General features: G+C 63.8%; 11 protein-coding genes. 3 read left to right on the top strand and 8 right to left on the bottom strand.

From position 1 onward, the window contains the following. The first annotated feature begins 75 nt into the window (after positions 1-75). From V8G57_RS20510 to V8G57_RS20500, 3 genes are read left to right on the top strand one after another with little or no spacing between them, the layout of a single operon-like run. Positions 76-804 (top strand): TonB family protein, encoded by a 729-nt coding sequence (locus V8G57_RS20510; protein ID WP_342830950.1) that lies wholly within the window; start codon positions 76-78, stop codon positions 802-804. 27 nt (positions 805-831) lie between these two features. Continuing rightward, a complete protein-coding gene (locus V8G57_RS20505; protein ID WP_342830949.1) occupies positions 832-1635 on the top strand; it encodes a MotA/TolQ/ExbB proton channel family protein in 804 nt (267 codons plus the stop codon). A 1-nt stretch (position 1636) separates the two neighbouring features. Then, a complete protein-coding gene (locus tag V8G57_RS20500; RefSeq protein ID WP_342830948.1) occupies positions 1637-2062 on the top strand; it encodes an ExbD/TolR family protein in 426 nt (141 codons plus the stop codon). Between the two features lie 449 nt (positions 2063-2511). On the opposite strand, the gene V8G57_RS20495 is transcribed toward V8G57_RS20500, so the two are convergent. The 8 genes from V8G57_RS20495 to V8G57_RS20460 form a co-directional block, all read right to left on the bottom strand. Further along, entirely contained in the window at positions 2512-3201 is a 690-nt protein-coding gene (locus V8G57_RS20495; RefSeq protein WP_342830947.1) for a peroxiredoxin-like family protein, read from the bottom strand. 31 nt (positions 3202-3232) lie between these two features. Beyond that, positions 3233-4564, bottom strand: coding sequence for an LLM class flavin-dependent oxidoreductase (locus tag V8G57_RS20490; RefSeq protein WP_342830945.1), 1332 nt, complete (start codon positions 4562-4564; stop codon positions 3233-3235). A gap of 59 nt (positions 4565-4623) precedes the next feature. After that, positions 4624-5619, bottom strand: a complete 996-nt coding sequence (locus V8G57_RS20485) for an ABC transporter substrate-binding protein (protein ID WP_342830943.1) — start codon at positions 5617-5619, stop codon at positions 4624-4626. After that, positions 5609-8155 (bottom strand): TonB-dependent receptor plug domain-containing protein, encoded by a 2547-nt coding sequence (locus V8G57_RS20480; protein ID WP_342830942.1) that lies wholly within the window; start codon positions 8153-8155, stop codon positions 5609-5611. Before V8G57_RS20480 ends, V8G57_RS20485 begins: the two co-directional genes overlap by 11 nt. A 202-nt stretch (positions 8156-8357) precedes the next feature. After that, positions 8358-9311: an aliphatic sulfonate ABC transporter substrate-binding protein gene (locus V8G57_RS20475; protein ID WP_342830941.1), complete on the bottom strand. Its 954-nt coding sequence runs from the start codon at positions 9309-9311 to the stop codon at positions 8358-8360. A 47-nt stretch (positions 9312-9358) separates the two neighbouring features. Further along, a complete protein-coding gene (locus tag V8G57_RS20470) occupies positions 9359-9769 on the bottom strand; it encodes a c-type cytochrome (protein WP_342830940.1) in 411 nt (136 codons plus the stop codon). 11 nt (positions 9770-9780) lie between these two features. Beyond that, a complete protein-coding gene (locus V8G57_RS20465; protein WP_342830939.1) occupies positions 9781-11367 on the bottom strand; it encodes a flavin monoamine oxidase family protein in 1587 nt (528 codons plus the stop codon). 30 nt (positions 11368-11397) lie between these two features. Continuing rightward, entirely contained in the window at positions 11398-13791 is a 2394-nt protein-coding gene (locus V8G57_RS20460) for a TonB-dependent receptor plug domain-containing protein (protein WP_342830938.1), read from the bottom strand. Between the last annotated feature and the right edge of the window lie 13 nt (positions 13792-13804).

The raw sequence follows: 13804 nt of genomic DNA, 5'->3' as shown, positions 1-13804 counted from the left end.
AGTATCGCTATTGCTGTCTCGCACCGGCGCTTTTTTGCCGACCGCATCGGAGTATCTAATCGCAAAGCATCCGCCATGAGCATTATTACCTTATCCCACCCGAACGACGTGTTCGCGGCGTCGCTGGAAAGCAGCCGGTCATGGTGGAAAAAGCCCGGCGCGCTGACCTCGCTCTGCCTGCATGTGGCTGCAATTGCCGCCATATGGGGTTTTTCGCAGCGCGTGTTGCCGCCGGCAGCGCCGGAACGGGTGATTGAACTGGTGCTGGCGCCCAAGCAGCTGGTGCAGCCCGAGCCTCCGCGACCGCCCAAGGTAGAGCCGCAAAAACCGCAGCCGAAAGCCAGCAGCGCCAGGCCGTTGCCGACGCCGGCGCCGCGCAGTACGCCGGTTGCAGCGGAACAGGCGGAAATGGCAGCGCTGCCTGCCACCCCGGCCGTTCCGGCTGCCGCGGAACCGGTCAAGGCCGCTGCGCCTGAAGCGCCGCCGGCCCCGCCCAAGCCGCGGGTAATCAGCAACGACGGCATTCTCAGCGACTATGTGAACCAGGTCTATAGCCGTATCAGCCGCCACACCAGCTATCCGCGCGCGGCAAAGATGCGCAGGGAGGAAGGCCGCGTAGCTTACAAGTTGACACTGAGCCCGCAAGGCGAACTGCTCAAATACGATATCCAGACTTCCGGCAGCGATACGCTGGACGATGCAGCCGTGGAAGCCATCAAGGGCGCGGCGCCATTCCCGAAACTGCCCGACCTCGGCGGCAGCTCCTACCTGCTGGCGGGCGCCATCGTTTTCAAAGTTAACTAAACACGCATCTTTTTCCAGGAGTACACCATGCATCCAACCGAACTATCCGCGCATCTGTCGCCGTTGCAGCTGTTCTTGCAGGCCGACGCCACCGTCAAGGCGATCATGCTGTTGCTGGCGCTGGCTTCGGTCGCCAGCTGGGGCGTCGCCATCGAAAAACTGTTCCGCTTCCGCAGCCTGCAGCAGCGGGCTCGCGCCTGGATCGATGCGCTGGCCGGCCAGCGTTCGCTCACCAAGCTTGGCCTGGCGCTGAAAAACCGGCCGGCCGATCCGTTTGCCCGGATCTACCGCGCCATCGTCGGCGAATGGCAGGAAAGCCACCAGCAAGGCTTGCACCAGAGCGAAGCCGAGCGCGACAGCCTGAAGGAAAGAATCAACCGCGTGGCGCAGATCGCCAGCGGCATCGAGATCGAAAAGCTGCAGCGCGGCTTGCCGGTGCTGGCCACGGTCGGTTCGGTGGCGCCGTTCGTCGGCTTGTTCGGTACGGTGTGGGGCATCATGAACGCCTTCCAGGGAATTGCGGCGTCCAACAACACCAGTTTGTCGGTGGTGGCGCCGGGTATCGCCGAGGCGTTGTTTGCGACGGCGCTGGGGCTGGTGGCGGCGATTCCTGCCGTGATCGCTTATAACCGTGCCTCGGGTGAATTGAACAGCTACGCTAACCGGCTCAATACCTTGATCGGCATCACCGAGGTGCAGCTGTCGCGGCAGCTGGAGTCGGGGGAGCCGCTGGTGGATACCGAGGGCGGGCATGAGCTGCATGGCAAGGCGATCAGCCTGGAGCAGCATGCGCACAAGGGTGGCGCGAAACTGGTTGCGCAGGGGGCTTGAGATGGCGGTCAAATTGTCGAACAATGTAGCGGGGCAGCTGGGCGGGCCGGTGAGCGATATCAACGTTACGCCGCTGGTGGATGTCATGCTGGTGCTGCTGATTGTGTTCATGGTGGCGGCGCCGTTGATGGCGTCGGGGGTGAAGGTGGATTTGCCTGCTTCCAATGCCAAGCCTTTGAAGGAGGAGAAGTTGCCGATTGCTGTCAGCCTGGATGGGGAGGGCAAGATCTACGTTGACAAGAATGAAGTGAGCAAGGCGTCGTTGGTGGCTGTCTTGAAGCAGGCGTCGGAGGGAGACCTGGAGCGGCGCATCAACATCCGTGGCGACAAGGCGCTGGCATATGGCAAGGTGATCGAGACGATGGGTGAGATCAACGACGCCGGATACTCAAAGATTGCCTTGGTGTCGGAACCGTCAAAACAGTAGTCAAATGGGGTCAGAGTTTTTTTTCGCGCCCTTTGCGAAAATTACTCTGACCCCATTTAACGGCCCACGGAGCACGTTCGGTGGCATGCGAGAGACGTTTATCGTTACTTAAAACGGTAGCTACTCCGTGGGTACAAGCCGGGGGCGGCCCGGCAGCCGCTCACTTTCTTTGCTTCGCCCCTAGCCGGGCGCCAAAAAGTAAGCAAAGAAAGGCGACCGCAAAGCCGTTGCCCTCCCTCCGGTCGGGTCCCCAAATCCGGCGCGTGCCAGCCGGGTGGGGAAAACAACTCGCCTTCGGCTCAAACATCTTTCCCCACAATTCCCGGCTGACACGCGCCGGATTTGGCAACGTCCCAATACGGAATTCAAAAGCAACGGCAACCCCAACGTCAAAACCAACTTCAACGGCAACTTCAAAAGCAACCCCAACGTCAAAACCAACAGCGATGCTATACCGACAGTTCCTGCTCAGCGACGATTTCCTTGACTGCATCGAGGATGGGTTCTGCTTCTGTCCTTACCAGCCAGTCAGGTGCGACGTCGATGAAGCGTATTGTGCGTTCGCGGTCGATGGCCAGTATGGTGGGCATCGGCAGTTCCCAGGTGCCGGTGCCGGTGACTTCGCCGATTGGCTTGCCGCTGGCTATTCCGGCTTGTTGCGAAGGCTGGTCGAAGGTGTACAGGATGCCTAGCTGGCGGGCCAGTTTGTTGTCGATGTCTGAAGCTACCTGGAAATCGAAATTGTGGCGCAGCTTGATATCGACCAGGCGTTCTGGAACTTGCGGACTGACGGCTACCAGGGTAGCGCCCAGTTTCTTCAGGCTGGGGGCTAGCTGGCGCTGGTAATAGGGGAGTGCGATGTTGCAGGCGGGGCAGCCGGCGAAGCGGAAGAAGACGAGTACTGCCGGACCCTGTTCCAGCAGGCTGTCCAGGGTGAGTGTGCCGGTGTTGACTTCCTGCAGGCTGAAAGATGTTAGCGTGTCGCCGGCCTTGGCGAAACGCTTGCGGTCTGCAGTATCGACCAGCAGCTGGCGCTGGTCGATATTGATTTTCAATGCCTTCGGGTCCATCGTGGCGACGCGTTCGGCGTGCAGGTCGGCCAGCAGCTGGCGTACGGATTCCTTGTGGTGGTTTGGCATGGCTTGCTCCAGTCAGGTAAAGGAAGGGCGGCTACGCTGCAAGGCGGCGCGCGCTGGTGTAGCGGTTTTCCGGCACATCCAGGCCGAGATGGCCGCGCAAGGTCTCGTGGCTGTAGTCGTGGCGGAAGATGCCGCGCGCCTGCAGCAACGGCACTACCAGCTCGACGAAGGCGTCCAGCTGGCGCGGCAGGGTCTCCACCAGGATAAAACCGTCGGCGGCGGCGCCGTCGAACCAGCGCTGGATGGAATCGGCCACGTGTTCCGCGGTGCCGACGAATTCGCGGCGCGGGCTGACGAAGCGCAGGGCGACCTGGCGCAGGCTCAGGTTTTCGTCCTGCGCCAGCTTGACGATACGCTCGGCGGTGCTGCGGTTGCTGTCATGGCCGAAGGCGGCGACATCGGGGAACGGCGCATCCAGCGGATAAGCCGTGAAGTCGTGGTCGTTGAAAGCCCGTCCCAGCATCGGCAAGGCATCTTCGATGCGGATCAGCGCCAGCGCTTCCTGGTATTTGCGTTCCGCTTCTTCCTCGGTGGCGCCGACAATGCTGCGCAGCCCGGGAAACACGCCGATGCGGCCGGCGTCGCGGCCGAAGCTGACGGCGCGCGCCTTGATATCCTTGTAATAAGCCCGGCTCGATTCGAACGACTCGCTGGCGGTAAAGAAAGCGTCGGCATGGCGCGCCGAAAAATTGCGTCCTTCTTCCGATGCGCCGGCCTGGAAGATCACCGGCTGTCCCTGCTGCGAACGGCTGATGTTGAGCGGCCCGCGTACGGAAAAGTAGGCGCCCTGGTGATTCAGCGCATGCAGCTTGCCGGGATCGAAAAACTGGCCGCCGGCCTTGTCATGGGTCAGCGCATCGTCTTCCCAGGAATCCCACAGGCCCTGCACGGCCTGCAGGTGTTCGGCGGCGATCCGGTAGCGCACCTCGTGCGGCGGATGCTGCGGCTTGCCGTAGTTGGCGGCGCTGCCGGACAGCCAGGAAGTCACCACGTTCCAGCCGGCGCGGCCGCGGCTGATGTGGTCGAGCGAAGCGAACTGGCGCGCTACCGTGTAGGGTTCACTGTAGCTGACAGTCAGCGTGCCGACCAGGCCGATGCGGGAAGTCGCCACCGCCAGCGCCGACAGGATGGTCAGCGGCTCGAAGCGGTTCAGGTAATGCGGGCTGGATTTCTCGGTGATGTGCACGCTGTCGGCGACGAACAGGAAGTCGAATTTACCGGCTTCGGCCAGGCGCGCCTGGCGGGTGTAGAAATCGATATCGATGCTGGCGCCCGGATGCGCATCGGCATGGCGCCAGTCGCCCCAGCCGGGGCCGACGCCATGCAGCATGAAACCGAGTTTGAGTTGTCGTGGTGTGGTCATGATGCCTCGCTTAGTTGGATGGACAGACAGGAAATGCCGCTGCGGTTCAGGATCAAGGTTCAAGGCGGCGGGAAAATCCGGGTATCGGCCAATTTGGCGGCGTCGACCCGGATCGGGAACAGCTTGGCTTCATAAAAGGTGTCGGCGATCTTTTGCAGCTGCGCGGTGATCTGCGCATCGACCGGCACCAGTTTCGGATGCTCGCGCTTGAGCACCAGCGCCACCACGTCGTCCGGCAGGCCGGTCAGCTTGGCGAACACCTTGGCGTATTCGGCGGGATGGTCTATCACCCATTCGTTGGCGCGCGCCAGCCGTTGCAATACATCGGCCAGCGCCGCGCGTTTTCCGGGATCGGCCAGCGCCTTGTCGGACGCGGCGATGAGGCCGGTGCCGCTGTAGATGCCGACGCCGTCGCGCAGCACGCGGGCGCCGTGCAGTTCGGCCGACGCCTGGTAAGTGCCGAAGGTGGCCCAGGCTTCGATCTTGCCGGACGAGAAAGCCACCGAGGCGTCGCCGGGCAGCATGAAACCGATGGTCAGGTCATGCTCCGTCAGGCCGGCCTCGCGCAGTGCGCCGAACAAGACGTATTGCGCTACGCTGCCGCGCGCGGAGGAGACGATGACCGAACGGCCCTTGAGGTCCGCCACATTCTTGATCGGCGATCCCGCCGGCACCAGTATGGCTACTCCGGCGGGCGCGGTCGGCGACACCGCAGCCGCCACCAGCTTGATCGGCGCACCGCCGGCAGCCGCCGCCAGCACCGGCGTATCGGCCGCCGGCGCGGTATCGACATCGCCCGAACGTACCGCCTCGAACAGCGGCGCCGCGCCCTGGAAACTGGCCCATTTGATCTTGTAAGGCACGCCTTCCAGCACACCGGCGGCTTCGGCCTTGGTGCGCGTGAAGTTCACCTGGTCGCCAAGCACCAGCGTGACCTTGCTGAGATCGGGCGGGCCGGACTCGGCTGCCGGTGCCGGCTGCTGCCTGCCGCAGCCGGCACCGGCCAGGGCGGCCAGCAGAAGCAGGCCGGCGAGCGATGCGTGTCTAGAATTCATAAGTAGCCTTGGCATAGTAGAAACCGCCGGTCGGCGCAAACGGCGACGGACCGTAATAGAAGCTGGAAGCCCCGGTGCTGGCGTCGCCCGGGCCGTTCTTGTCAGGCCTGACGTCGAACAGGTTGGCAGCGCCCACGGTCAGCTTGATGGATTTGGTCAGCGCATAGGTGACGTCAAGGTCGGTGATCCATTTAGCGCCGAACTTGTAGGACAGGGTTGGCGTGGTGCGCCACAGGTAGGAGTCGTAGCGGGTGGCCTGCAGGTTGACGTCGAAATCGCGCACCAGCCAGCGTCCGCCCAGGATCAGCTTGGTGCGCGGCTGGGACGAGGTCAGTTCGCCGATGCCGCCGCCGGCCGAATAGCCGAACCAGGTCAGGCTGCCGCCCGGATTGGCGCCGAGCCCGTTCAGCTGGGCCGGAGTCGCCTTGATGCTGGTGATGTCGGTGCGGTTCCAGTTGAGCGCGGCGTTCCAGCGCACTACGCCGAGGCGGCCGAAATCGGTGGCGGTGTCGGCTACCAGGTCGAGGCCGCGGGTGCGGGTGTCGACGCCGTTAGCGAAATACTGCACCCATTCGCTGCCTGTCAATCCATGCGATTGCAGCAGCGGCGACAAGGCCGGGCCGAACAGGTAGCCGGTGCGGATGATCCGGTCCTTGATCGTGACCTGGTAGGCGTCCAGCGTGATGTTGAGGTTGTCAGCCGGTTTCAGGACCACGCCGAGGCCGAAATTGACCGATTTCTCCGGCTTCAGGTCTTGCGCGCCGAGCGCGCGCGCCAGCGGCGAATCGTTGAGCAGCAGCTTCGACAGGCTGGGGCCGACCGCGCCGGTGACCGGGTTGATGTTGGTGCGGTTGTCGGTCTGGGCATAACCGATCTGGGTCAGCGACGGCGCGCGGAAACCGGAGCCGACGGTGCCGCGCACGGCGATCTGCGGCGTCAGGTCATAGCGCGAATTGAGCTTGCCGCTGATGGTGTTGCCGGCGCTGTCGTCGTAATGCTCGCCGCGCACGGCAAGGTCGACAAACCATTTGTCGGTCGGGTAAAAGCCGGCGTCGGCATAGGCCGCCTGGACGTTGCGGCGGATATTGGCGGCGTCTTGCGGCGCCAGCGCGATCGCGCCTTGTGCGCCTACCGAAGCCGGGCTGCCGACATTCGGATTGCCGGCCTGGTCGCCCGGCTTGAAGATGTAACCGCCGTTGATGTAACCGAGCGGATCGCCGGCATAGGTGGAGAAACGTTCGCTGCGCTGCTCCAGGCCCCAGGACAGCTGCACCGGCTTGGCCAGGCCGAGGCTGAAGGCTTTGGTGAAATCGGCATTGGTGGTCCATTGCTCGAACTGGAACGTGGCCAGTTCATCGAAGCTGGTTGGCGAGGCCGGCCCCAGCGAGGGATTGATGGTCAGGTTGCTGTACTGGCGCACATGGTTCTTGCCGTAGCCGCTGCTCAGGTCCCAGTTCCAGCCGTCGGACTTGCCCTTGGCGCCGGCGGTCACCTGGAAATCGTAAGAGCTGGCGTTGTTCAGAGCGAAATAGCCGTCCGGGTAGATCTGCGAGATGGTGGCCAGGCCGTTCGGGCGGCGGAAGTTGTTGCCGGAGACGACATTGCTGGTGCCCGCAGTGGCGAATGAATACAGGGTGATGCCTTTCTTCAGCGGCAATTCGGCGTTGTAGGCGATGTTATAGGCTTCCACGCCGGGATCGCCGTTGTGCGCGCCGTCGCGGTTCCAGTTGGCGTTCTTGGGGTTGCTGGCGGGCGAATAGACGTTGGTGTTGGTGGCCGGCAGGTTCCACCAGGACTGGCCGCGCTTGCGGGCGTCGGCGCTGAAATGGATGAAGCCGTCGTTGGACAGCTCGAAACCGATGTCGCCGGCCACCTTGCGGTTTTCCAGGTTGCCGTTGCCGCCGTACAGGCTGCCGTAATCGACGCTGAAGCTGCCGCCGTGGCTGGCGGTTTTCAAGACCACGTTGACCACGCCGGCTACCGCATCGGATCCGTACTGTGCTGCCGCGCTGTCTTTCAGCACTTCGATATGGTCGACGGCGGACAATGGAATGGTATCGAGGTCGACGGCGTTGACGCCGCTGCTGTCGCCGCCGCCGTTGGTCAGCAGCGCCGAATTGTGGCGCCGCTTGCCGTTCACCAGCACCAGCGTGTAGGCCGGGCCCAGGCCGCGGTTGCTGACCGGGCGGATCACCGAATTGACGCCGGCGATGTTGGTGCCGAAATTGAATGAAGGCAGCAGGCGCGCCAGCGCTTCGCTCAGCTCGGCGCGGCCGGTATGCTGCAGCTGCTCGCCATTGATGACATCGATCGGGGCCGGACTGTCGGCCACCGTGCGCTGTTCGCCGCGCACGCCGGTGGTGACCACCACGTCTTGCACCTGGCCGATACTGGTGGCAGCCTTTTTCCCGCCGTCGTTGCCTTGCTCCTGTTGCGCATGAGCCAGGCTGTAGCTGCCGGCCAGGCCTGCCGACAGCAGTGTGGCGAAGGATAGGCTGCGTACCCGCCGGCGCTTGTGTTGATGCAATGACCGCATGAAACTCCCCTGTGTGGTTGATATGGCGATGCGATGTCTTCTGGAGTGCGCCCTGTGTCCGGGCTTGTGCTTGAAGGCAGCGCCGGCGCGATGCCGGCTGCTATCGTGAAGTGATGATAGGGGGAGTCTGATTATTACAAAACGAATTATTTATAATAATAAAATATGAAAATTGAGCATAATAAAAATGGCAGGGGATAAGTTATTTCAGGGTGAAACTGGTATCGAAGCTGGGCCTGACGTCAAGATGGCGCGGGATGACGCCGGCGCTTTCGTAGACGTCGGCAGTATGCTGCTGGGCCCGCATCACCGCGGCGTCGATCGGCACCGGATGCAGCTTGGCGCGGGCATAGACATAGGTCAGGACTTCTTGCGGCAAGCCGGTGATGCGCGCCTGCGCTGCCGCGACCTGTTGCGGATGAGCCAGCGCCCAGCGCTGGCCGTCGGCCACGCGCTGCAGGAAATCCGCCAGAATGGCGCGCTTGTTGCGGATGGCGTCGTCGGTGGCGGCCTGGTAAGTATACGAATCGCGCAGGCCGACGGCGTTGACGACGACCTTGGCGTGGTCATGCAATTCCTCGATGGCGACATAGGGATCCCAGGTCGACCACGCATCGACCGCGCCGGCCGCCAGCGCTGCCTTGGCGTCGGAAGGATTGAGGAACAGCAGGTTGATGTCGCTGACCTTGAGTCCCGCTTTCTGCAGGGCGACGATCACCAGGAAGTGGCCGATCGAGCCGCGCGTGGTGGCAACGCGCCGGCCTTTCAGGCTGGCGACGTCGGTCACCGTCGAATTGGCGCCGGCGACAATCGCCAGGCCGTCCGACTGCAGTTTCGAAACGCTCACCGCGCGCGCCCGGGCGCCGGCGGCGAGGGCGAAGATCAGCGGCGCATCGCCCAGCGCGCCGGTATCGATGACGCCGGCGTTGAGGGCTTCGCCCAACGGTTGCGCCGCGGGGAAATCCGACCACTCGATGCGGTACGGCAGATCCTTCAGCAGGCCGGACGCTTCCAGGATGCCACGCGTCCCCTGGCGCTGGTCGCCGACCCGCAATACCGGGGCGTCGGCAGCATGCAACGTTGTGTGGCAGCCAAGCGCGACGGCTGCGGCCAACATCCAGCGCATCAGCGCCGGCTGGGTAAATGCAATTTTCATGTTCTCTTTCAGGCTGATAAGAAAAATGGCGAGCGAGGCGCCGCGGCTCATCGCAGTTTGCGGACATCCTCCGCCGTCACCGGGTCGGGATAGTGGTTGCCCAGGTGGGTGCGGGTAAAGTTGACCACCGCGGCGACCTGGTCGTCGCTCATGTACTTGCCGAAGCTGGGCATGCCATGCAAGCCGTGCAGCACGTTATAGACCGGATAGGCGGCGCTTGCCAGGCGCGGATTGTCGGCCAGCGCCGGGAACCGGCCGGCGCCTGCCGCGCCTTCGCCCTTGGCCATGTGGCAGCCCTGGCAACTGGCGCGGTACAGGCTTTCGCCGTCTTGCTCGGCGAAGCGCCAGCCGTCCGACAGCGGAACGTCGCTGGCGTCGCTGGCGGCCAGCGCCGCGCTGCCGAGGCTGCAAAGAAATGCGGCTTGCGCCAGCCGCCATGCGATTCTGCTGTTTTTCATGGTTTTCCGATTCATGCCTTGGATTTGATGCGCGCGTGCAAGCGGCTGATGGCGTCCAGCGAAGACAGGACGGCGCCTTCCTGCCAGGCCGGGATGTAGGACGCATGTTCGCCGGCCAGCGCGATGCGGCCGTCGATCTGGCACAGGTTGCTGTAGTGCTGCGCCCGCAACTCGTCGGTCCAGGCGCCGAAGCAGCCGTTGATGAAAGGCACCCGGTTCCAGCTGACCGCAATCCCGTTCTCGAATTCCGCCGGATATTGCGGATGCAGCTGCGCCCCTTGCCGCAGCGCCAGCTGCACCCGCTGCTGCGGCGCCAGGGCGCCGAACTCGTAGGCGTTCGGCCCCCATATGTAGGCGCCCAGCAAGACGCCTTTGCCGGGATGGCCGAAACCTGTCGAGGGATAGCCGATGGTGGAGATGGCCTGGTCGGTATAGCTGATGCCGCCGTAGATATGCTCATCCTGTTCCCAGAAGCGGCGCTTGAACTGCAGGCCGATCTTCACCGAATTTTCATAGGGCACGGCGCGTATCGCATCTTGCAGCGGCTGGCCGGCGTCGATCTCGATCTGGCTCAGGATCGACAGCGGGATGGTGCATAGCAGCCAGTCGCCCTTGACTTGCCGCGGCGCGCCGTCGCCGTCGGTATCGGTGTAGGTAACGGCGACGCCGTCGGCGCCTTGCTCGATCTTGCTTACCTTGGCGTTGAGCTGGACCAGGTCGCGCACCTGGCGGTACAGCGCTTGCACAATCTGGTCCATGCCGCCGACCGGCTGGAAAATGGAGCTCTGGAATTCCTGCACGCTGCCTGCGGCCAGCTTTTGCCACAGCCCCGATTGCAGCAGTTCCTTCAGTTCCAGCGGCTTGGACGGCACCGAGGCCGGCATCAAGCCGCCGCCGTGGCTGACATCGTAGCCGCGGCGGTCGCTGCTGAGCGGGCTGGACAGGTAGCGGTAATCCTTGTCGAGCGCCCCCCAGCTTTTCAGGGACTCCAGCAGCCTTTCCTGGTCTTCGCGCGTCAACGGTGCGTCGAGCTGGTTCTGGTTGACCGCCTTGCCCAGCAGTTCGGCTACGTAGCCATGGTAGTCGGCCTGTACCTCCCGATAGCGCTGCGGCTTGCCGCCGTAGGCTTTTTTCGCATGCAGGTAGGCGTTGTAGTTGACCTGGATGAAGGGCTCCAGCGGCACGCCGAGGCGTTTGGCGTAGTCCAGCACGGCGTGGTGATTGTAGGGAATGCGCCAGGGACCGGGATTGAGGTAGTGGCCCTGGTCGAATTCGCAACGCTGCCTGGCGCCGCCCAGTTCGGTGTATTCGTCGCCGCCGCGCAGGGTCCAGGCGCGGCCGCCGGCGCGCTTGTTGTATTCCAGCACCTTGACCTGGTATCCCGCCTGCCGCAGCTCGTAGGCCGCCACCAGCCCGGCGATGCCGGCGCCCAGGACCAGGACCGTGATGTTGCGCGGCGCGCCCTGCAGCTGCAGCGGTCCGCTATAGGTGGACTGGGCGGCGAAACCAAGGCTGCTCATGGCTTGGTACATGGCGGCGCCGCCCGCCGCCTTGCCGACCAGGGATAACAATTGACGCCTGCTGATAGTGTTTTGCATGTTTTATATCGCCCTTGGGTTGTGCAGGAATCAGAATTTGTAGTTGGCTCTCAGGTAATAGAAACCTCCGTTGACGCCGATCTGGGACGAGTAGATGTTGTACTGCGACACGCCCAGGTAGCGGTTTTCCGCAGGCAGCTTGGCTGGATAGATATTAAACAGGTTGTTGGCGCCGAGCGCCACCTGAAAATTGCCGGTGAAGGCGTAGCGCACTTCCAGGTCGGTGATGAACTTGGGCGTGTTCTCGATGTGGTTGAAGGTGGTGGTCGAGAATGCATTGGGGCCGGTGTAGTAGGTAGCTTCGGTGGAGGTCTTGCCGAAACGCGTCAGGTGCAGGCTGGCGCCCCATTTATCCTTGCTCCAGACGCCGCCCAGGATCAGCTTGTTGCGCGGCGTGGCGCTGGTCAGGTAGCCGATCTGCTGCGCGTTCAGCAGGATATTGCCGTTGGCGTCCCTGGCTACCCTGGTGACGCTGGTCTGGTTGAGGTTGGCGCCGAAATCCCAGTCGATCCGGCCCCATTCTTTCAGGCTGGTCTTGTAGGCGGCGACGATGTCGACGCCGCGCGTGCGGGTATCGACGCCGTTGGCGAAATAGCTGGCCTGCACCGAAGTCAGGCCGGACGGCAGGTTGAGGCCGGAGGAGGTGAGGGCGTCGATCGCGGTCTGGCCGGAATAGCTGCCGCCTTGCACGATGCGGTCCTTGATGCCGATCTGGTAGGCGTCGACAGTGACGCTCAGCTTGTCGATCGGTTCGGCGACGATGCCAAGGTTGAAGCTGGTCGATTTTTCCGGCTTGAGCGGCTGCGCGCCCAGGCTTTTGGCGGCGGCCGAATTCACGCCCAGCAAGCCGGTGGCGCTGGTGGGCGATACCGCCAGGCTGGTGTAGTACTCCTGCGCCAGCGACGGCGCCCGGAAGCCGGTGCTGACGGTGGCGCGCACGGCCAGGCGCGGATCGAGTTCATAGCGGGTCGAAAACTTGCCGTTGGTGGTGTTGCCGGCGTCGCTGTAGTGTTCGAAGCGGCCAGCCAGGTCGACTTCCCACTGCGGCGTCAGCCTGGTCGATAGATCCAGGTAGCTGGCCAGCACATTGCGCGAGAACTTGCCGACGCTGAGCGCGCCCAGGCCCGGCAAGGCCTGGGCGCCGCTGCCGAACGACGAAGCGGCGTCGCCGGCGCCGACTTCATACGTCTCCCGCCGGTGCTCGGCGCCGAGCGAGAGATTCAGGGGAGCCGGCAGGAAACCTAGGTCGAGCGGCCGTCCCAGTTCCAGGTTATTGGTCCATTGGAAGTTCTTGTATTGCGCCAGGTGGAAACCGGTGGGCGTGCTGCCGGTGGCGGCGAACAGGCTGGTGTTGGCGGAATCGCGCATGCCGATATCGATGTCGTCGCCGCCGTAGGTGGAACTCAGGTCCCAATGCCAGGCGCCGAGCCGGTCGCCGCGGGCGCCGCCGGTCAGCGAATAGTCGTTCTCGCTGCTGGTTTCCTGCGGCGTGAAGCCGTTGGGATACAGCGCCGGCAGTACCGACGGCAGCCGATAGTTCTGGTAGCTGGCGCTGGTGCGGTGCGCGTAGGTGCCGAAACTGTACAGCTCGACATCGTTGTTGAGCGCGTAGCCGGCGTTGAAGGCGACCGACTCGCGCTCGATCTGCGGATCGCCCAGGATCTTGTTGACCTTGGTGCCGGTGCGGCTGTCGAGGCCGCCGCGGTTGGTATGGTCCTGGTTGCGGTACTCGGCGCTCAGGTGCAGGAAGCCGTCGCGGCCGAGCTGCGTGCCGATATCGGCAGCGCCGCCCCAGTTCAGGCCGTCGCCGGTATTGTACTGGCCGGCGCTGGTGCTGGCGCCGCCGCCGCGGCTGGAAGATTTGAGGATGATGTTGATGACGCCGGCGATCGCATCCGAGCCGTACTGGGCGGCAGCGCCATCGCGCAGGATCTCGATGTGGTCGACCGCGCTGACCGGGATCAGGTCGATGTCGACCGGCGTCGATCCTTGCTGCGGCCCGGAGTCGGCGGTGATGTTGGCCGAGGCATGGCGGCGTTTGCCGTTGACCAGCACCAGCACATGGTTGGGGCTGAGGCCGCGCATGGTGAGGGCGCTGGTCAGGTTGGCGGCGTCGGCGCCCACCGCCTGGCGCGTGATCGAGGGCGACAGCTTGACCAGCGCATCGCGCAGGTCGGTCTGGCCGGTCTTCTGCAGTTCCGCCGCGCTGACGACATCGATTGGGCTCAGGCTTTCCCGTGCCGCTTTTTGCGTATCGCGGGTGCCGGTGGTGACGATCACATCCTGGACGTTGCCGATATTGGCGCTATCGGCGGCCATCGCCTGGCCTGCCGCAAACAGGCTGCCGACGGCGATGGCGGCGCCGCTGAGCTTGAGCTTGCCGGATATTGCTCTGGACTGCTTATCAGGTGATGCTGACGACATGCTTTCCCCTTGC

This window comes from Collimonas rhizosphaerae, from assembly GCF_038896935.1.
In the GTDB taxonomy this organism is placed as follows: Bacteria; Pseudomonadota; Gammaproteobacteria; order Burkholderiales; family Burkholderiaceae_D; genus Collimonas; species Collimonas rhizosphaerae.
Note: the sequence above shows the minus strand (reverse complement) of the source record. Positions and strands in the feature narration are given on the sequence as shown.

Bases quoted from the DNA above. Each gene is read 5' to 3' on its own strand.
- V8G57_RS20490 (WP_342830945.1), bottom strand. From the start codon at position 4,564: ATGACCACACCACGACAACTCAAACTCGGTTTCATGCTGCATGGCGTC.
- V8G57_RS20460 (WP_342830938.1), bottom strand. From the start codon at position 13,791: ATGTCGTCAGCATCACCTGATAAGCAGTCCAGAGCAATATCCGGCAAG.
- V8G57_RS20505 (WP_342830949.1), top strand. From the start codon at position 832: ATGCATCCAACCGAACTATCCGCGCATCTGTCGCCGTTGCAGCTGTTC.
- V8G57_RS20510 (WP_342830950.1), top strand. From the start codon at position 76: ATGAGCATTATTACCTTATCCCACCCGAACGACGTGTTCGCGGCGTCG.
- V8G57_RS20470 (WP_342830940.1), bottom strand. From the start codon at position 9,769: ATGAAAAACAGCAGAATCGCATGGCGGCTGGCGCAAGCCGCATTTCTT.
- V8G57_RS20475 (WP_342830941.1), bottom strand. From the start codon at position 9,311: ATGAAAATTGCATTTACCCAGCCGGCGCTGATGCGCTGGATGTTGGCC.
- V8G57_RS20495 (WP_342830947.1), bottom strand. From the start codon at position 3,201: ATGCCAAACCACCACAAGGAATCCGTACGCCAGCTGCTGGCCGACCTG.
- V8G57_RS20480 (WP_342830942.1), bottom strand. From the start codon at position 8,155: ATGCGGTCATTGCATCAACACAAGCGCCGGCGGGTACGCAGCCTATCC.
- V8G57_RS20465 (WP_342830939.1), bottom strand. From the start codon at position 11,367: ATGCAAAACACTATCAGCAGGCGTCAATTGTTATCCCTGGTCGGCAAG.
- V8G57_RS20500 (WP_342830948.1), top strand. From the start codon at position 1,637: ATGGCGGTCAAATTGTCGAACAATGTAGCGGGGCAGCTGGGCGGGCCG.
- V8G57_RS20485 (WP_342830943.1), bottom strand. From the start codon at position 5,619: ATGAATTCTAGACACGCATCGCTCGCCGGCCTGCTTCTGCTGGCCGCC.